The 16,485-nt window shown below is 71.1% G+C and carries 19 protein-coding genes; 7 read left to right on the top strand and 12 right to left on the bottom strand.

What is annotated here, in order from left to right; all coding sequences use genetic code 11:
- Nucleotides 1-37: 37 nt before the first annotated feature.
- The 6 genes from ABD327_RS07565 to ABD327_RS07540 all read right to left on the bottom strand — a co-directional run bounded on the left by ABD327_RS07565 (nt 38) and on the right by ABD327_RS07540 (nt 5,559).
- Nucleotides 38-679 (bottom strand): hypothetical protein, encoded by a 642-nt coding sequence (locus tag ABD327_RS07565; protein WP_344449484.1) that lies wholly within the window; start codon nt 677-679, stop codon nt 38-40.
- 141 nt (nt 680-820) lie between these two features.
- Nucleotides 821-2,119 (bottom strand): HD-GYP domain-containing protein, encoded by a 1,299-nt coding sequence (locus tag ABD327_RS07560; protein WP_344449483.1) that lies wholly within the window; start codon nt 2,117-2,119, stop codon nt 821-823.
- On the bottom strand, nt 2,113-3,462 hold the full coding sequence (locus ABD327_RS07555) for an HD-GYP domain-containing protein (RefSeq protein WP_344449482.1): 1,350 nt from the start codon (nt 3,460-3,462) through the stop codon (nt 2,113-2,115). Before ABD327_RS07555 ends, ABD327_RS07560 begins: the two co-directional genes overlap by 7 nt.
- A 327-nt stretch (nt 3,463-3,789) precedes the next feature.
- Nucleotides 3,790-4,701 (bottom strand): NAD-dependent epimerase/dehydratase family protein, encoded by a 912-nt coding sequence (locus ABD327_RS07550; protein ID WP_344449481.1) that lies wholly within the window; start codon nt 4,699-4,701, stop codon nt 3,790-3,792.
- Nucleotides 4,702-4,711: 10 nt separating this feature from the next.
- Nucleotides 4,712-4,993, bottom strand: coding sequence for a mycothiol system anti-sigma-R factor (rsrA, locus tag ABD327_RS07545; protein WP_344449480.1), 282 nt, complete (start codon nt 4,991-4,993; stop codon nt 4,712-4,714).
- A complete protein-coding gene (locus tag ABD327_RS07540) occupies nt 4,990-5,559 on the bottom strand; it encodes a sigma-70 family RNA polymerase sigma factor (protein WP_344450102.1) in 570 nt (189 codons plus the stop codon). The genes rsrA and ABD327_RS07540 overlap by 4 nt, the downstream gene beginning before the upstream one ends.
- Before the next feature lie 272 nt (nt 5,560-5,831).
- On the opposite strand from ABD327_RS07540, the gene ABD327_RS07535 reads away from it, so the two are divergent.
- From ABD327_RS07535 to bioB, 5 genes are all read left to right on the top strand, one after another.
- Nucleotides 5,832-6,587 (top strand): class I SAM-dependent methyltransferase, encoded by a 756-nt coding sequence (locus tag ABD327_RS07535; RefSeq protein WP_344449479.1) that lies wholly within the window; start codon nt 5,832-5,834, stop codon nt 6,585-6,587.
- 164 nt (nt 6,588-6,751) lie between these two features.
- Entirely contained in the window at nt 6,752-6,964 is a 213-nt protein-coding gene (locus ABD327_RS07530) for a biotin/lipoyl-binding carrier protein (RefSeq protein ID WP_344449478.1), read from the top strand.
- A gap of 22 nt (nt 6,965-6,986) precedes the next feature.
- The gene (gene bsaP, locus ABD327_RS07525) at nt 6,987-7,163 is read left to right on the top strand and encodes a biotin synthase auxiliary protein BsaP (RefSeq protein ID WP_344449477.1); all 177 of its coding nucleotides are present in this window, start codon (nt 6,987-6,989) and stop codon (nt 7,161-7,163) included.
- 232 nt (nt 7,164-7,395) lie between these two features.
- Nucleotides 7,396-8,124 (top strand): dethiobiotin synthase, encoded by a 729-nt coding sequence (bioD, locus tag ABD327_RS07520; protein ID WP_344449476.1) that lies wholly within the window; start codon nt 7,396-7,398, stop codon nt 8,122-8,124.
- A complete protein-coding gene (bioB, locus tag ABD327_RS07515; protein ID WP_344449475.1) occupies nt 8,121-9,116 on the top strand; it encodes a biotin synthase BioB in 996 nt (331 codons plus the stop codon). Before bioD ends, bioB begins: the two co-directional genes overlap by 4 nt.
- Before the next feature lie 231 nt (nt 9,117-9,347).
- Here the strand turns inward: bioB and ABD327_RS07510 are convergent, their stop codons facing one another.
- The gene (locus ABD327_RS07510) at nt 9,348-10,070 is read right to left on the bottom strand and encodes a GntR family transcriptional regulator (RefSeq protein WP_344450101.1); all 723 of its coding nucleotides are present in this window, start codon (nt 10,068-10,070) and stop codon (nt 9,348-9,350) included.
- A 123-nt stretch (nt 10,071-10,193) separates the two neighbouring features.
- Nucleotides 10,194-11,342, bottom strand: a complete 1,149-nt coding sequence (locus ABD327_RS07505; protein WP_344449474.1) for an 8-amino-7-oxononanoate synthase — start codon at nt 11,340-11,342, stop codon at nt 10,194-10,196.
- A 41-nt stretch (nt 11,343-11,383) separates the two neighbouring features.
- Here ABD327_RS07505 and ABD327_RS07500 point away from each other — a divergent pair, with 41 nt between their 5' ends.
- Entirely contained in the window at nt 11,384-12,913 is a 1,530-nt protein-coding gene (locus ABD327_RS07500) for a sensor histidine kinase (RefSeq protein ID WP_344449473.1), read from the top strand.
- Between the two features lie 235 nt (nt 12,914-13,148).
- Here ABD327_RS07500 and ABD327_RS07495 read toward each other — a convergent pair whose 3' ends face one another.
- Both ABD327_RS07495 and ABD327_RS07490 read right to left on the bottom strand, forming a co-directional pair.
- On the bottom strand, nt 13,149-13,415 hold the full coding sequence (locus ABD327_RS07495; protein ID WP_344449472.1) for a WhiB family transcriptional regulator: 267 nt from the start codon (nt 13,413-13,415) through the stop codon (nt 13,149-13,151).
- Nucleotides 13,416-13,718: 303 nt separating this feature from the next.
- Nucleotides 13,719-14,648 carry a diacylglycerol/lipid kinase family protein gene (locus tag ABD327_RS07490; RefSeq protein ID WP_344450100.1) on the bottom strand — a complete coding sequence of 310 codons (930 nt, stop codon included), beginning with the start codon at nt 14,646-14,648 and terminating at the stop codon, nt 13,719-13,721.
- A 52-nt stretch (nt 14,649-14,700) separates the two neighbouring features.
- Between ABD327_RS07490 and ABD327_RS07485 the strand changes: the two genes are divergently transcribed.
- Nucleotides 14,701-15,108 carry a hypothetical protein gene (locus ABD327_RS07485; protein ID WP_344449471.1) on the top strand — a complete coding sequence of 136 codons (408 nt, stop codon included), beginning with the start codon at nt 14,701-14,703 and terminating at the stop codon, nt 15,106-15,108.
- Between the two features lie 30 nt (nt 15,109-15,138).
- Here the strand turns inward: ABD327_RS07485 and ABD327_RS07480 are convergent, their stop codons facing one another.
- Both ABD327_RS07480 and ABD327_RS07475 read right to left on the bottom strand, forming a co-directional pair.
- Complete coding sequence (locus ABD327_RS07480; protein ID WP_344450099.1) at nt 15,139-15,858, bottom strand: RNA polymerase sigma factor SigF; 720 nt, start codon at nt 15,856-15,858, stop codon at nt 15,139-15,141.
- Between the two features lie 119 nt (nt 15,859-15,977).
- The gene (locus ABD327_RS07475) at nt 15,978-16,406 is read right to left on the bottom strand and encodes an ATP-binding protein (RefSeq protein WP_344449470.1); all 429 of its coding nucleotides are present in this window, start codon (nt 16,404-16,406) and stop codon (nt 15,978-15,980) included.
- Nucleotides 16,407-16,485: the final 79 nt, after the last annotated feature.

The following is a 16,485-nucleotide window of genomic DNA, read 5'->3' as shown; positions in this document are numbered from 1 at the left end:
TCCGGCAGGTGGGCGGCCGGTTTTCGGGTGGTCGGACTCAGTGGCGGACGCAGCGGGGGTCGTTCGGGTCCTGGTCGCCGAAGTCGGGGCGGCCGGGGTCCAGGCCGCGGGCGTAGGAGTCGGAGGAGCTGCACGCCGGGGAGGCGGTGGCCGTGCGCCGTGCGCCCGACCGGAGCGGGGCGGGCAGCGGAGACGACGGGAACGGCTTGGGGCTCAGGCCGGGGAAGTGCCGGGGGCACCAGGCGCCGAGGCGGGCGGTGACCTCCTTCGCGGGACGGCCCTTCAGCGTGCGCAGGGCGGGGACGGCGGAGGCGAGCGCGGCCTCCTGCGCGGCCTTGCCCCGGACGGCGGCCTCGGCGCGGCGGCCCTTCCGGCGCAGGACCTCCGCCTGGACGAGGGCGCTGCAGGCGGTCTGGGCGGCGCCGTCCGTTCCCCGCGGAAGGGCGACGGGCCGGTCCTCGTCCGGGCTCCTGCCCGAAGGCCCGGCCGGGACGGCGGAGGTGACGGTCACGGTGACCGTGACGGCCGGGCGGGCTTTCGGGGGAGGCGGCGGAGAGACGGTGAAGGACTTCAGCCAGGCGCCCAGACCGAGCAGCAGGGACACGGCGGCCAGGAGGACGCAGCCCAGGAGGAGCCTGCGGGCGAAGGCACGGGCGGGATCGCGGTAGGGCTGGTACACGATTCGCTCCCTGGTCTTACGGGACCACCCCGTTGAAGACCCGGTCGTCAGCCGGGGTGACAAAAGAATGGCTACCCAGGGTGATGAGACGTCACACTCAGGATAGGCAGGGGGAGTGAGATTCTCTCGGGGAGGGGGCGGTCACCAGCGGTAGGTGCGGCGTTCCAGGACGGTGCCCAGCGACTCCACCACGGTCGGGTCGTACTCGGAGGCGGAGTCCAGCCGCAGCCGGTCCAGGACCGCGGCGGCGCGGTCCCGGTCGGTGGAGTCGCCGACCAGGTCGTCGTAGGCGTTGGCGACCTTGATGATGCGGCTGGCCAGCGGCGGGGCCGGATCGGCGGAGTAGGGGGATGACTGGCGGCGCACGATGTGGGCGACCTTGTCCAGCACCCCGGTCTGCTCGATGACGTTCGCGCCCAGCTCCGCGATCCGGCGCTGCTCGGCGGGGGAGGCCAGCACGGTCGCCCCGCCGGGGATCGGGTCGGGCAGCGAGAGCTGCCCGATGTCGTGCATGAGCGCCGCGTACTCCAGCTCCAGCGACTGCTCCTCGGTCATGCCCAGCTCGCGGCCCATCGCCACGGCCAGCCTGCTGACCCGGCGGGAGTGGCCCGTCTCGACGTATCCGCCGACCTCGGTGACCCGCGAGAGGGCGCGGATCGTCTGCAGGTAGGTGGTGCGCACCGCCGCGTAACGGCGGAAGGCGAACTGGGTGGTCAGGATCGGGGCGGTGAACAGCAGCAGTGCCGCCAGTCCCATGACGGACGTGGCGACGGCGATGAGCATGCCCGTCGCGGTCTTGGCCGCGCACAGCAGCACGCCCGCGCGGAACTCGTCGAGGAAGGCGATGCCGAACCGGACGCGGACGGCCTCCGCGCGGATCGCCGCGGCGACCACCATGTCGGAGCAGACCGCCGTGCACGAGATGAGCGTCATCAGGCCCAGCGCCGTCCACCACTCGGCGAGGTCCAGCCGCTCGTCGAACAGCAGCCCCGTCAGCGGGCGGAACAGGAACGCCACCACCGCGGCCACGACCAGCCGGCGGGCCATCGCGTCGAGCTGGGGGGAGCGGCCGACCGCGATGTGCGGCAAGGTGCCGGCGAACATCCCCGCCGCCGTCACCGCCACCACCTGCAGCGCCGAGTAGGTGACGGCCTCGCCGCCGACGCTCATCAGCATGCCGTAGCCGAGCGCCCCGGCGGTGCTGATCGGCGCGACCTCGCGCCCGCCCGGCATGTTCATCCGGAACAGCTCGCCCAGCGCGATGAGCGCGCCGAAGATGATCGCGGGCTTGGGCTCGGCCACCCCGCCGGCCGCGGCCAGCGAGACGGCCGCCGCGACGGTCAGCGCCACGGCCGCGCCCAGCAGCACCAGCTGGGCGGAGTCCAGATGCTGCCAGGCCGGTCTCTCCCGTGCCACCTGCAGGCGGCTGCCGGTCACCATGGTCCCTCGCCCATCACCTTGAGCGGAGCGCTCGGGTCGTCGTGGTCCTGCCGGGTGGTCTGGACGTGCTCGCCCTCGGGCAGGACCACCGGCTTCGGCGGATTCCAGGGCTTCTTGTCCAGCGCGCGCAGGAACGCCTCCACCATCTGGGGGTCGAAGTCGGTGCCGCTGCACTTGCGCAGCTCGGCGACGCCCTCCTCGACCGAGCGCGCCGGGCGGTAGGACCGGGTGGAGGTCATCGCGTCGAACGCGTCGGCCACGCCGATGATGCGGGCGAACTCCGGGATCTCCTCTCCGGCCAGGCCCATGGGGTATCCGCGCCCGTTGAGCTTCTCGTGGTGGTACCTGATCCCGTCGAGAGCCTCGTCCAGGAACCCGATCTCCTGGACGATCTCGATCCCGCGCATCGGGTGGAGCTGGATCGCCGCGAACTCCGTCTCCGAGAGGGGGCCGTCCTTCTTCAGCACCTTGGTGGGGACGCCGAGCTTGCCGACGTCGTGCAGCATCCCGGCGAACCGGATGGCCTCCAGCCGCGCCGGGCCCATGCCGATCTCCTCGGCGATCATCACCGCGCCGCGCGACACCCGCTCGCTGTGCCCGCGGGTGTAGTAGTCCTTGGTCTCCACCGCCTGGCACAGCGCGGCGAGCGTGGCCTCGTGGGCGCGCTGCTGGTCGCGGGTCTGGGCGAGGGCCCACCGCGCGACCAGCAGCGGCAGCAGCACCAGCACCGGGGCGAACATGTCGACGGCCTGGTAGATGCCGGCGATGAGCAGCCCGAACGAGCCGTAGCCCAGCAGCCCGGGGGTGAGCCGCCGGATCTCGTCGACGAGCGCGCGCACGGTGGCCTGCCTGCTCAGCAGGAGGATGCCGCCGACCATCACCAGGTTGCAGGCGACGTAGGCGACGAGCGCGCCGGCGAACGGCAGCAGCTCCAGGTTGATGGTGGGGCGCCAGCGGGCGTGCGAGCCGACCGGCCGGAGCAGCTCGTAGACCGTTCCCGCGATGTACCCGCACAGCGCGAACTGCGAGGCGTTGTAGAGGCGTTTGACGAGGGGGACGCGCTGGAAGGCGACGAGGGCGCACGCGCCGACGAGGGCGGCGCCGTCGGGTCCGAGCAGCACCACGGACGCCAGGGACACCGAGAAGCTGAGGGAGACCCGCGCCCGTTCCAGGTTGAGGAGGGCGGGGGCGGAGTCGCAGACGAGGAACAGCCCCGCCAGGACGATGAAGGTCGGCCGTTCGACGTCGCCGTAGGAGCCGGTGGACAACACGAGGGCGGCGCTCGCGACGACCGTGCCGATGTACCCCCAGGCGGCGGGGGGAAGGCCGGGGAGTCCGCGCATGTCGCCGCCTCTCACACTCCGGGTCCGGGTGAACCGAGGCGCTCCCCGGTCTGGAAGCGCCGCCGGCGGCTCAGACCCAGGAGACGCCCATGGGTCCGGTCAGCAGCACCGTCACGGTCGCCGCCGCGTAGAGCGTGACGAACGTCAAGTACCTGAGCATGGTCTTTCTCCCCCCGAAGAAGATCCGGGGAGATTCCCCGGATCTGGTACCTTGCTCCCCGCCACTGGCCGGTTAGCCCTAAGACTAACCAACGTGACGTTGCTCCCACAGCGACACGGAAAAACGAGAGCAAAGCGTGAACAGTTCGTCACGCAATGTTGAGCGATCTACCGCCCTCTGGCCCATTCGACCGTGGCGGCGAGCCCCTCCTCCAGCGGAGTGCGCGGTTTCCAGCCGAGCCCGGACAGCGCGGGAGCCGGGTCGAGCGCCATCGCGGGCAGGTCGCCCAGCCGGAACGGCGCGGTGCCGGGCTCGTCCGGAGCGCCCGCGGCCCCGGCGACGAGGGTGTGCAACCGCCGGTCGGAGGTCTGCACGCCGGTGCCGATGTTGAAGCGCCGGCCCGAACCCGTCTCCAGCGCCTTGGCGTAGGCGTCCACGACGTCGGCGACGTACACGTAGTCGCGCGTGTTGCCCCCGTCGCCGTACACGGTCGTCGGGCGGCCCTCCAGCAGCGCGGCGGTGAAGATGGAGATGACGCCGGCCTCTCCTCCCGGAGTCTGGCGCGGGCCGTAGACGTTGGCCAGCGCCAGCGTCGTGTAGTCCAGCCCGTGCAGCTCGCGGTAGGCCTGCATGTAGATCTCGCCGGTCGTCTTGGACGCGGCGTAGGGGGACTTGGGGCGCAGTTCGGCGTCCGCTCCGACGGGCAGGGAGTCCGGGACGCCGTAGACCGCGCAGCTGGAGGTGAAGACCGTCTTGCGGGAACCCGCGGCCCGGGCCGCCTCCAGCACGTTGATGGTGCCGATGACGTTGGTGCGGGCGTCCAGCAGCGGGTCGGACACGCTGACCCGGACGCTCACCTGGGCCGCCAGGTGGCAGACGACCTCGGGGGAGCGGGCCGCCGCGAGCTCGGCCAGGGCCGGGTCCGCGACGTCGAGGTCGTGGAACTCGACGTCGCCGAGGTTGCCCCGATGCCCGGAGGCGAGGTTGTCCACGGCGATGACTTCATGACCGTCGGCCAGGAGCCGGTCCACGAGATGCGAGCCGATGAACCCGGCCGCGCCGGTGACGAGAATGCGCACCCGCGCAAGCCTACTGCTCGGCCTCCCCCGGCGGGGGCGAGGCCAGCACCTGCTCTATCCGGCCGAGGACCTTGGCCTTGAGATCGGCGGGCACCGGGTCGCAGCCGCAGGACTTGCCGACCAGCTTCTTCACCGACTCCTCCAGCCCGTACTCGCGCAGGCAGGGCCTGCACTCGTCCAGGTGCTGCTGGATCTCGGCGCAGCTCATGTCCTCGAGTTCGCCGTCGATGTAGGTGTAGACCTTGGCCAGGACCTCGGTGCACGGGGTCTGGTGCTCGTTTCCGCAGCTCATTGCGAACCCTCCCGAGTGAGGCCTCGTTCGACGGCGTAGTCCTCCAGCATGGAGCGCAGCTGTCGCCGGCCCCGGTGCAGCCGCGACATCACCGTACCGATGGGGGTGTTCATGATGTCGGCTATCTCCTTGTAGGAGAAACCCTCGACATCGGCGAGGTAGACCGCGATGCGGAAGTCCTCGGGAAGGTCCTGCAGCGCCCGCTTGACGTCGGAGTCCGGCAGGTGCTCCAGCGCCTCGGCCTCGGCGGACTTCAGGCCGCTGGAAGTGTGCGACTCGGCACGGGCCAGCTGCCAGTCCTCGATGTTCTCGGTGCCGCTGTTCTTCGGCTCGCGTTGTTTCTTGCGGTAAGTGTTAATGAACGTATTGGTAAGGATGCGGTAAAGCCAGGCCTTGAGATTCGTCCCCTCCCTGAACTGGTGGAAGGAGGCGAAGGCCTTGGCGAAGGTCTCCTGGACGAGATCCTCCGCGTCCGCGGGGTTGCGGGTCATCCGCAGCGCGGCCGGATAGAGCTGGTCGAGGAAGGGCAGCACGTCACGCTGGAAGCGTGCGCTGCGCTGGGCCATCGTCTCGGTGGAGCCCGGTACTGTACCCACCCCCTGAGAAGGAACCGGTGCACGATCTTGCGGATACGACAATAGCCTTCCGCTCCGACCCTCGTTGTCACGGACCCCTGCCAGCACCGGCATTGACCACCCCTCGCACGTTGTACCTTCGAGGCAACATCGAAAGGCGGATGCGCATTCCCGGAAGATGAACGCTTCCCTACGCGGCTGAAGGGTGACAGAAGGCCGGTGCGGGGAAGGATGACCCGTACACGTAGACAGGAGTCCCCCTTTTGCTGCCGCTACCGGGCAGATCCCCCGCTCTCGGTCAGGATCGCGATCAGGACGAGCTGTCGGGCTACTGGGCGTTCTACCGGGAGGTGGCCTCCGCCCAGCTGGCGCGCTGGCTGCCCCGGAGCAGCTCCACGATCCTGGACGTGTCGGGAGGGGAGAGCGGGTCGGCACGGCAGGCCGCGGCGGCCGGGCACCATGTGCTGGAAGTGGTCGCCACCCCGGAGGCCTCCTCGGAGGGGCACCAGCGGATCGTGGCCGACCCGTCCACCCTGGACTTCCTGGTCGACGGGAGCGTGGACGCGGTCATCGCCGAGGACGGCGTGCTCTCCCGCTGCCTGGCCACCGAGGAGACGGTCCAGGAGATCGCCCGGGTGCTGCGGCCCGGCGGCCGGCTGCTCCTGTGCGTCGACTCGCTCACCCTGGGCCTGGCGGTGCTGGCCGAGCAGAACCTGTGGCCGCATCTCTCGGACGTGCCGCGCGCCGAGGTGGTGCTGGTGCCCTGGCCGGACGGGACGATCACCCGCTGCTTCTGGTCGGCGCAGGTGCGGGAGTTCCTGGTGGAGGCCGGCCTGGAGGTGGAGTGGATCAGGCCGCGGACCGTCGTGTCCCCCTCCACCGCCGAACACCTGCTGAACCAGGACCCGCAGGCGCTGCCCCGCCTGGTGCGCACCGAGCTGCAGACCCCCTACGACTGCCGGGTCGAGGACGAGTCGATCGGCATCCACCTCCTGGCGAGCGCGATCAAATCGGCCTGACGGCACGGCGAAGGTGACGCCCGCCACAAATTTCCCGGGCGCCGTTTGTCGGCCGGCCCGCCCCCCGGGACGCCTCCGCCTCGATAGGTTCGGGAGATCCGTCGATCACGGGCGGGCGGGCCGGCGGGGGGCCGGGCCGATGGTGCCGAACGAGGGGGGCCGCCGTGGCCGAGGTCCGCGCGGAACTGGTGTCGAACGTCTGGAAGGTGCTGGTCGCCGAGGGGGCGGCGGTGGCCGAAGGCGACGCCCTGGTCATCCTGGAGTCCATGAAGATGGAGATCCCGGTCCTCGCCGAGGAGGGCGGCACCGTCACCAGGGTGGCGGTGAAGGAGGGCGACGTGATCCAGGCGGAGGATCTCATCGCGGTCATCGGATAGCCATCGAGTAGGTTGTCCGGCTATGGAGACGTACTGCGAGCACTGCGGCGAGCCGGGCGGACACCCCTCCTGCCGGGAGGCACTGCGGCTGGAGCCGCCCCGTTTCTGCGCGCACTGCCGCCGCCGCATGGTGGTTCAGGTGACCCCCCGCGGCTGGACCGCCCGCTGCGTGGAGCACGGCACCCTGACCTCGGCCTGAGCCCTGCCCGTCTGGGGGGCGACCCCCAGACCCCTGGTGGGGGAGACAGCCGATCCTCGCTTCGCTGCGGTCGTCTGTCTTGTCAGTCTGGGGGGCGACCCCCAGACCCCCGGTGAGAAGACAGCCGATCCTCGCTTCGCTGCGGTCGTCTGTCTCCCGTACAAGCGGGACGACTGTTTTCTGTGGGATTCCGCGAGCGGGCGGGCGGGGCGCGGGGTCTAGGGTCGGGGCCGTGAGTGTTCTCATCGTCACCGGCACCGATACCGGAGTCGGAAAGACCGTGGTGACGGCCGCGCTGGCCGCGCTGGCGGCCGCCCGCGGGGCTTCCGTCGCTGTGGTGAAGCCGGCCCAGACCGGAGTGGGCCCCGACGAGCCCGGCGACCTCCAGGAGGTCCGGCGGCTGGCCGCCGTCACCGACCTGCACGAAGGGGCGCGCTTCCCCGACCCGCTGTCGCCCGCCGCGGCGGCCCGGGTCAGCGGGCTGCCCCCGGTCCAGCTGCCCCGGTCGGTGGGGCTGATCGGCGACCTGGCGCACACCCGCGACCTGGTGCTGGTCGAGGGCGCGGGCGGGCTGCTGGTGCGCTTCGACGAGGAGGGCAACACCATCGCCGACCTCGCGCGCTGGCTGGGCGCGGCGGTCGTGGTGGCCACACGGGCCGACCTGGGCACCCTCAACCACACCGCGCTCACCCTGGAGGCGATGGCGCACCGCGGCGTCCAGCTCGCCGGGCTGGTCGTCGGGTCCTGGCCCGCCGACCCCGACCTGGCCCAGCGCTGCAACCTCCGCGACCTGGAGACCCTGGCCGCCCGGCCCCTGGCGGGAGCGCTGCCCGCGGGCGCGGGAGCCCTCGACGCCCCCGAGTTCCTGCTCGCCGCCCGCGCCGGGCTGTCCCCGGCGTTCGGCGGGATCTTCGACGCTGCTACCTTCCGAGAGACCCACCAGAAAGGCACAACCCCGTGACTGACATCCTGACGATCGCCAGGCAGCAGGTGCTGGAGGAGGGCCGGGGGCTCGACCGGGCGCAGGCCCTGGAGTGTCTCTCGCTCCCCGACGACCGGTTGGAGGAGCTGCTCGCCCTCGCCCACGAGGTGCGCATGCGCCACTGCGGCCCGGAGGTCGAGGTCGAGGGCATCATCTCGGTCAAGACCGGAGGCTGCCCCGAGGACTGCCACTTCTGCTCGCAGTCCGGCCAGTTCTCCTCGCCGGTGCGGGCCGCCTGGCTGGACATCCCCTCGCTGGTCGAGGCCGCCAGGGAGACCGCCAAGACCGGCGCCACCGAGTTCTGCATCGTGGCCGCCGTGCGCGGGCCCGACGAGCGTTTGATGGACCAGGTGCGCAAGGGCATCGAGGCGATCAACGCCGAGGTCGACATCCAGATCGCCTGCTCCCTGGGCATGCTCACCCAGGAGCAGGTCGACGCGCTGTCGTCCTGGGGCGTGCACCGCTACAACCACAACCTCGAGACCGCGAAGTCGCACTTCTCCAAGGTCGTCACCACCCACACGTGGGAAGAGCGCTGGGACACCCTCCAGATGGTCCGCGAGGCCGGAATGGAGGTCTGCTGCGGCGGTCTCATCGGCATGGGCGAGACACTGGAACAGCGCGCCGAGTTCGCCTCCCAGCTCGCCGAGCTGGACCCGCACGAGGTGCCGCTGAACTTCCTCAACCCCCGCCCGGGCACCCCGTTCGAGTCGTTCCCCCTGGTCGAGGGCCCCGAGGCGCTGAAGACCATCGCCACCTTCCGGCTGGCGCTGCCGCGCACGATCCTGCGCTACGCGGGCGGCCGAGAGCTGACGCTGGGCGACCTGGGCACCAAGGACGGCCTGCTCGGCGGCATCAACGCCATGATCGTCGGCAACTACCTGACGACCCTGGGCCGCAACGCCGACAAGGACCTGGACCTGCTCACCGAGCTCCAGATGCCCATCAAGGCCCTCAGCCAGACCCTGTAGATCTGGGGGGCGACCCCCAGACCCCCGCGAGGGGAACAGCCGATCCTCGCTTCGCTGCGGTCGTCTGTTCCCGGCTCACCCGATCCTCGCTTCGCTGCGGTCGGGTGAGCTGTGTCCGGGGGTCGCCCTGGCGGGCTTTCGTGGAAACGGCGGGTGGGGCGGCGGGCCCTGCCCCGCCGGGTCGGCAGGCCTGCTGGGTCGGCCGGCCCCGCTGGCCGGCCGACCCGGCCCTCAGGCGCCGGGGCGGCGGAGGCGGGTGACGAACTTGTAGCGGTCGCCGCGGTAGAAGGACTGGGCCCACTCCACGGGCTCGCCCGAGGTGTCGAAGGACTGGCGCGAGATCAGCATCAGCGGCAGTCCGACGTCGACGCCGAGCACCTGCGCGTCGTACGGGGTGGCCAGCACCGTCTCGATCGTCTCCTCGGCCTCGGCCAGGTGCACGTCGTAGGCGGCGGCGAGCGTCTCGTACAGCGACAGGTTGCGCGACAGCTCCTTGCGCAGGCCGGGGAAGCGGCGTGCGGGCAGGTGCGTGTAGTCGATCGACATGGGGTCGCCGTCGGCCAGCCGCAGCCGGTGGATGCGCAGCACCCGGCCGCCGGGCCTGATGCCCAGCAGCGACGCGAGCCGCTCGTCGGCGGTCAGGTACGCCACGTCCAGGATCTTGGTCTCCGGGCGGAGGCCGTGGTGGCGCATGTCCTCGGTGTAGCCGACCAGCTGGAGCTGGTGGGGGACCTTGGGCTTGGCCACGAAGGTGCCCTTGCCCTGGATGCGCTGCAGCCGCCCCTCGATCACGAGTTCGGCCAGCGCCTGGCGCACCGTGGTCCGGGAGGTGCCGTACCGCTCGGCCAGGGTGCGCTCGGGCGGCAGCGGGCTGCCCGGGGGCAGCGAGGTGATCAGCTCGACGAGCAGTTCCTTGAGGCGGTAGTACTTCGGGATCCGCGGCGCGCTCGCCAGAGGCGAGCCCGGGCTCTGCGGCCTGCTCGGAAGCGGGCCGAGCCCGAAATCACCTAGGGCGTGTTCGGCTGTCAACGAATCTCCTTGTTCACCGCCGGTTTGGCTCGATGTTACGCGAGCAGATTACGGGGCCACAGCCTGGGCGACCGCACCCAGTCCCTGGTCGAGACCTGTGAGTTCCACCTCGTTGAGGCTCGCCCTTGCGGTGATCCTCAGGCACGCGCGGCCCTCCGGCACCGAGGGTGGCCGGAAACAGCCAACTTTCAGGCCCTGTTCCGCGCAGATTTCGGCCCCCCGCAGCGCCGCCCGCGCCTCCCCGAGGAACACGGGGACGACCGCGGCGTCGGGGACGGAGCTCTCCAGCCCGTGCGATTCGGCGATCTTGACGATGGCGCGGGCGTTGGAGCGGGCCCTGGCGGGAAGCTCGGGGGAGGACTCGATGACGTCCAGCGCGGCCAGCGCCGCCCCCAGCGCCGCCGGGTTCAGTCCCGTGTCGAAGATCATCGTCCGGCCGGTGTCGATCAGGGTCTCGATCACCTCGGGCGCGCCCAGGACCGCCCCGCCCTGCGAGGCGAGCGACTTGGAAAGGGTGAGGGTGAGCACCACGTCGGGCTCCCCGGCCAGCCCCGACGCCCAGGCCGCGCCCCGCCCGTACTCGCCGACGACGCCCAGGGCGTGCGCCTCGTCGATCACCAGCAGGGCTCCGTGCTCCCGGGCCAGCCGGTGCAGTTCGGCCAGCGGCGCCAGGTCGCCGTCCACGGAGAAGACCGCGTCGGTGACGACCAGCGCGTGCTCCTCGGGGCGGTCCCGCAGCGCTCGCTCGACGGCGGCCGTGTCGCGGTGCGGGGCGATCTGCACCCGGGCGCGGGACAACCGGCAGGCGTCCACGATCGAGGCGTGGTTGACCTGGTCGGAGATCACCAGCGTGCCGGGGCCGGAGAGCGTCGCCACCGCCCCCAGGTTGGCCAGGTAGCCGGAGGAGAAGGCCAGGCCCGCGGCGGCCCCGCAGAACGCGGCGAGGCGCTCGTCGAGCTCGGCGTGCAGCCGGGTGGTGCCGGTGACCAGGCGCGAGCCGGTGGAGCCCGTGCCGTACTCGCGGACGGCCCGGACGGCTCCCTCGATCAGCCGGGGATCGCGGGACAGCCCGAGGTAGTCGTTGGAGGCCAGGTCGATCAGGCCGTCGTGGTCGGCACTTCGCGGCCGCAACCTCCGCCGCAGTCCCGCCAGCTCCCGCCGCTCGGTGTCCTCGCGCAGCCGTTTCAAGGGGTTCACCTGCTCATCCTCCCAGGTGCCCCTGCTGCCATGATGGTCAGGTGCCTACCCTGTCCGATCTCGTCCGTCAGCAGACCGACCTCGACCAGCAGGATCTGGAGTGGCTGCACTCCCTGGTCTCGGACTGGCAGCTGCTGGCCGACCTGTCCTTCGCCGACCTGGTGCTGTGGGTGCCCCAGCGCGACCCGCGCCGTCCGGTGAGCCCCGAGGAGTGGCCTCCCCGCACGGTGGAGGGATGGGTCTGCGTGGCGCAGATGCGCCCCACCACCGGGCCGACCGCCTACCCCGACGACCTGGTCGGCAAGATCGTCCGGACGGGCAGGCGCGGGCTCATCGACGTGGCCTGGCGGGAGCGCCGCATCGTCCGGGAGGGCGACCCCGAGTGGGGGAGCGGCATCCCGGTCCGGGAGGAGTCGATCCCGATCCTGGCCCGCCGGGGCGAGCGGTCCAAGATGATCGGGGTGATCCAGCGCAGCACCAATCTCAGCTCCGCGCGCACCCCCTCCCGGCTGGAGCTGACCTACCTGCAGAGCGCCAGCGACCTGGCGCAGATGATCTCCGAGGGCCGGTTCCCGGTGCCGGGCGCCGAACCCAACCTCATCCGCTCGCCCCGGGTCGGCGACGGGCTGCTGCGGGTGGACCTGGCCGGCCGGGTGATCTACGCCAGCCCCAACGCCCTGTCGGCCTTCCGCCGGCTGGGCCTGGCCACCGACCTGGTCGGCGTGCACCTGGGCGAGACCGCGGACAGGCTGACCGACGACGGCACGCCGATGGACGAGTCGCTGGTCGGCGTGCTCAGCGGCAAGGCCGACCGCGAGGTCGAGATCGAGTCCAACGGCTCGGTGGTGCAGCTGAGGATGATCCCGCTCATCATCTCGGGGGAGCGCATCGGCTCGATCGCGCTCATGCGCGACGTCACCGAGCTGCGCTGGCGCGACCGCGAGCTGATGAGCAAGGACGCCACCATCCGCGAGATCCACCACCGGGTGAAGAACAACCTGCAGACGGTCGCGGCGCTGCTGCGGCTGCAGGCGCGGCGGCTGCGCATCCCCGAGGGCCGGGCCGCGCTGGAGGAGGCGGTGCGCCGGGTCGGCTCGATCGCGATCGTGCACGAGACCCTCTCGCACACCCCCGACGAGCTGATCGACTTCGACGACATCGCCGACCGGGTGATCGCCATGTCGGGGGAGGTGATGGCGGTGGAGACCCGGGTGCAGCCCAAGCGGCGCGGCAACTTCGGGGTGCTGCCCGCGGCGATCGCCAGCCCGATCGCGATGATCCTCACCGAACTGCTGCAGAACGCCCTGGAGCACGGCCTGTCCCGGCGGGGCGGCACGCTGGAGGTGCTGGCCTCGCGCACCGAGGGCCGGTTGCGGCTGGTCGTCTCCGACGACGGGGCGGGCCTGCCCCCGGACTTCGATCCGGAGACCGCCGACAGCCTGGGCCTGCAGATCGTCCGCACGCTCACCGAGAGCGAGCTGGGCGGGACCCTGAAGTTCGGGGAGCGGTACGGCGGCGGCACCGAGGTCACCCTCGACCTGCCGCTGGCGAGCCGCCCCGCCGCGGATTGACCGGGGCCGCCCCGCGGCCCGGCGCCGTGACGGAACACCGCCGGAAAGCCGGAACGCGCCTGGGGGGCCGGAGGCCGCCAGACGCGTCGACTGGTCTGCGTTTCGGGAGGGGTACCGGAGGTTCCAGGCCCCTTGCGTGAAGCCCCGAGAAATTCAGAGGAGTCGGAGAAGAGGTGAACCGGGAAGAAGTCCCCGGCGTCCTACTCACCGAAAAGGAAAACGGCGATCTTTTGTTCTAGACGGAGGCGTTCATGTTGGCGCGGGCGCGGGCACGGGCCGCGCGGCGCTTGAGGGCGCGGCGCTCGTCCTCGCTCATGGCGCCCCACACCCCGGCGTCCTGACCGGACTCCAGTGCCCAGCGGAGGCAGGCGTCGTTCACGTCGCACTTGCGGCAGACCTGCTTCGCCTCTTCGATCTGCAACAGGGCCGGGCCGGTGTTTCCGATCGGAAAGAACAGCTCGGGGTCCACGTCACGGCAGGCTGCGCGGTGGCGCCAGTCCATGCGTCCACTCCTTCTCGAAATGAAACTCAAATGAACGTTTCACGATGTGGGATGCGTTCCGAGTCACATCGATGGCCTCGGGGTCGCGCCTGTGCAGATCAGGTCCGTGTCGGGCGCACTGCCCTGCTCGAAGGCGCACTTTGAGCGTGTCAGGGGGGCAATGGACGGCGCAAGTACTTTGAGAAACGTTTCTCAAAGTATGGATGTCGCATGTGTCACACCGTTGGAACGTGCCCGTCACATTAGTGGTTTAAGCGGTTGCGCATAGGGCTTCCCGCAGCCCAATGCAATGAGAGTTTCATCTCAGATGACCACTCGTACTGCTTTGGGCACGCTGCGGAACTTCAAATGATCACGCAGTCCCAGGTAATCCCCGTCGACCTGCAAAGCCATGGGCCGGGAGGCCTTGATCGTGACTTCGGGCGCGTCGTGCAATTCCACCACGTGGCGCCCGCGCGGACCTCCGGTGGCCGGGACCATCATCTGCGCCAGCGCGCCCAGCACCGGCAGGACGCCGAGGCTGCGCATGCCGAACAGGTCGAGGCCGGTGCTGAACCCCGCCCGCGGGCTCGGGACGACCGGGCGCGGGCCCAGGTACGTCCAGGGCGAGGCGTTGGAGACGAAGGCGAGGTAGAGGCCGCGTGCGACCCGCCCCTGGTGGTCGTGGACCTCCAGCGCGGGACGCCGCCGGTCGGTGCCGGAGAAGAAGTGGCGCAGCGCCCCCCGCACGTACATCGTGTTCGTGGCCTTCCCCCCGCCCCGCATCTCCTCGACGGCCCGCACGACCTCGGCGTCCAGGCCGATGCCGGTGGTGAAGGTGAAGTAGCGGTCCTCCAGGCCGGTGGAGACGTGGCCCAGGCCGATCGTGCGGGTGTGCCCGGCGCGCAGCGCCCCCAGGATCGCCGCGATCGAGCGCAGCGGATCGTTCGGCAGGCCCAGCGCGCGGGCCAGGACGTTGGCGTTGCCGCCGGGCAGGATCGCCAGGGCCGGCCGGTCCGCGGCCTCCCTGCCATGGCTCATCAGCCCGTTGACCGTCTCGTTGACGGTGCCGTCGCCGCCGAGGGCGATGACGAAGTCGTACCGCTTGGCGGCCGCGAGGGCGCCCAGCTCCGTCGCGTGGCCCCGGTGCCCGGTCTCGACGGTCTCCACCTCCAGGTCGCCGGCGAACGCGCGGGTGAGCAGCTCCCTGGCCCGCAGGGTGGTCGAGGTGGCCTTCGGATTGGCGATCAGCATGGCGCGCACGGCGCCAGCGTATGTCACGCGACCCGGCGGTACGCTGGTGAGCGTGTCGAATCGTCCACCCCGCACCCTGTTCCTGGCCGCCGCTCTGGAGGCCGTCGTGGGCCTGCTCGCGGTGGGCGGAGGGCTCTACACCGGCTTCGAGGTCATCGTGGGGGAGCCGCAGAACACCACGACCGCGCTGGCGGTCGCCGTGCTGGCGCTCGCCGGCGGCGCGGCCATGCTCAAGGTCGCGCACGGGCTGGCCACGCGCGCGCACTGGAGCCGCTCCCCGGCCGTGCTGACCCAGCTGTTCCTGCTGCCGGTGGCGGTGTCCCTGGTGCAGAGCGACCAGCCGCAGTGGGGCTACCCGCTCGCGGCCGTCGCGGTCTGCGCGCTGCTCGCGCTGTTCAGCAGGCCGGTCACCGTGGCCCTGTACGGAGGCGGAGAACAGGAGGAGGAGCGGCCGGACTGACCGGCGCCCCTCCTCGGACGTGTCGTGTCCTCAGTCCTCGGCGGTCAGGCCCTCGCGCAGCTGGGCCAGGGTCCTGGCCAGCAGCCGGGAGACGTGCATCTGGCTGATGCCGAGCTCGGTGGCGATCTGGGACTGGGTCATGTTGCCGAAGAAGCGCAGCAGCAGGATCTTCTTCTCGCGGGGCGGGAGCTTCTCCAGCAGCGGCTTGAGCGACTCGCGGTACTCGACGCCCTCGAGCGACTCGTCGATCATGCCGAGCGAGTCGGCGACCGCGGGGGCGTCCTCGTCACCGGAGTCCGGGGCGTCCAGCGAGACGGTGGAGTAGGCGTTGGCGGACTCCAGGCCCTCCAGCACCTCCTCCTCGGTCATCTGCAGGTGGGCCGCCAGCTCGGCGACGGTCGGCGCGCGGCCCTCCTTCTGGGCCAGCTCGCTGATCGCCTTGGTCAGGCTGAGCTTGAGCTCCTGCAGCCTGCGCGGGACGCGGACCGCCCAGCCCTTGTCGCGGAAGTGGCGCTTGATCTCGCCGACGATCGTCGGGGTGGCGTAGGTGGAGAACTCCACACCCCGCTCGAGGTCGAAGCGGTCGATCGACTTGATCAGCCCGATGGTGGCCACCTGGACGAGGTCGTCCAGCCACTCGCCGCGGTTGCGGAAGCGGCGGGCGAGGTACTCCACCAGCGGGAGGTGCATCTCGACCAGCTGGTCGCGGAGGCGCTGCCGCTCGGGGTCTCCCTCGGGCAGGCTCTGCATCCGGTGGAACAGTTCCTTGGCCCGGGAGCGGTCGGGAACCGTTGCGGCGCGTTGCGGCTCGGGCACCACGACCTCCTCGGCCAGGATGCCCTCTCCCTCGGAGGTGCGCTCGGGGGACGTCACGGAGTTCCGCCCAGGCCCCGCCGCTTCTGCAGCGTGACGGTCACGCGGTCGTCCGGTCCCGCGGTGGCGTCGACCTCGCCCGCGAGCGAGGAGAGCACGGTCCAGGCGAAGGTGTCGCGGCTGGGCGTGCGCCCGTCGACGGTCAGCACCGAGACCGCGATGCGCATCGCGTCGCCGGTCAGTTCGAACTCGCAGACCAGGTCCGTTCCCGGGACGGCCTGGGCGAGCAGCATCGCGCACGCCTCGTCGACGGCGATCCGCAGGTCCTCGATCTCGTCGATGGTGAAGTCGAGCCTGACCGCGAGCCCGGCCGTAGCGGTGCGCAGCACCGACAGATAGGCACTCGCGGCAGGCAGCTTCACCGTCACCACATCACGCAGGGTGAGTTTTGTACCTGCCGTCATGGCGGCGGTTTCCTCAGTCACTGATCTCCCTCTTAGGGGTTGCGTCGCTCTCTTGAAACTACCCTGCCCCACACCCTTTGGTGTGAAGCCACGCTTACTC

The organism is Actinocorallia aurantiaca (assembly GCF_039533685.1).
In the GTDB taxonomy this organism is placed as follows: domain Bacteria; phylum Actinomycetota; class Actinomycetes; order Streptosporangiales; family Streptosporangiaceae; genus Actinocorallia; species Actinocorallia aurantiaca.
The sequence above is the reverse complement of the archived record's forward strand: the minus strand, read 5'-3'. Positions and strand labels throughout refer to the sequence as shown.

Bases quoted from the DNA above. Each gene is read 5' to 3' on its own strand.
- ABD327_RS07560 (WP_344449483.1), bottom strand. From the start codon at position 2,119: ATGGTGACCGGCAGCCGCCTGCAGGTGGCACGGGAGAGACCGGCCTGG.
- ABD327_RS07555 (WP_344449482.1), bottom strand. From the start codon at position 3,462: ATGCGCGGACTCCCCGGCCTTCCCCCCGCCGCCTGGGGGTACATCGGC.
- rsrA (WP_344449480.1), bottom strand. From the start codon at position 4,993: ATGAGCTGCGGAAACGAGCACCAGACCCCGTGCACCGAGGTCCTGGCC.
- ABD327_RS07540 (WP_344450102.1), bottom strand. From the start codon at position 5,559: ATGGCCCAGCGCAGCGCACGCTTCCAGCGTGACGTGCTGCCCTTCCTC.
- bsaP (WP_344449477.1), top strand. From the start codon at position 6,987: ATGGAGACGTACTGCGAGCACTGCGGCGAGCCGGGCGGACACCCCTCC.
- ABD327_RS07495 (WP_344449472.1), bottom strand. From the start codon at position 13,415: ATGGACTGGCGCCACCGCGCAGCCTGCCGTGACGTGGACCCCGAGCTG.
- ABD327_RS07490 (WP_344450100.1), bottom strand. From the start codon at position 14,648: ATGCTGATCGCCAATCCGAAGGCCACCTCGACCACCCTGCGGGCCAGG.
- ABD327_RS07480 (WP_344450099.1), bottom strand. From the start codon at position 15,858: ATGCAGAGCCTGCCCGAGGGAGACCCCGAGCGGCAGCGCCTCCGCGAC.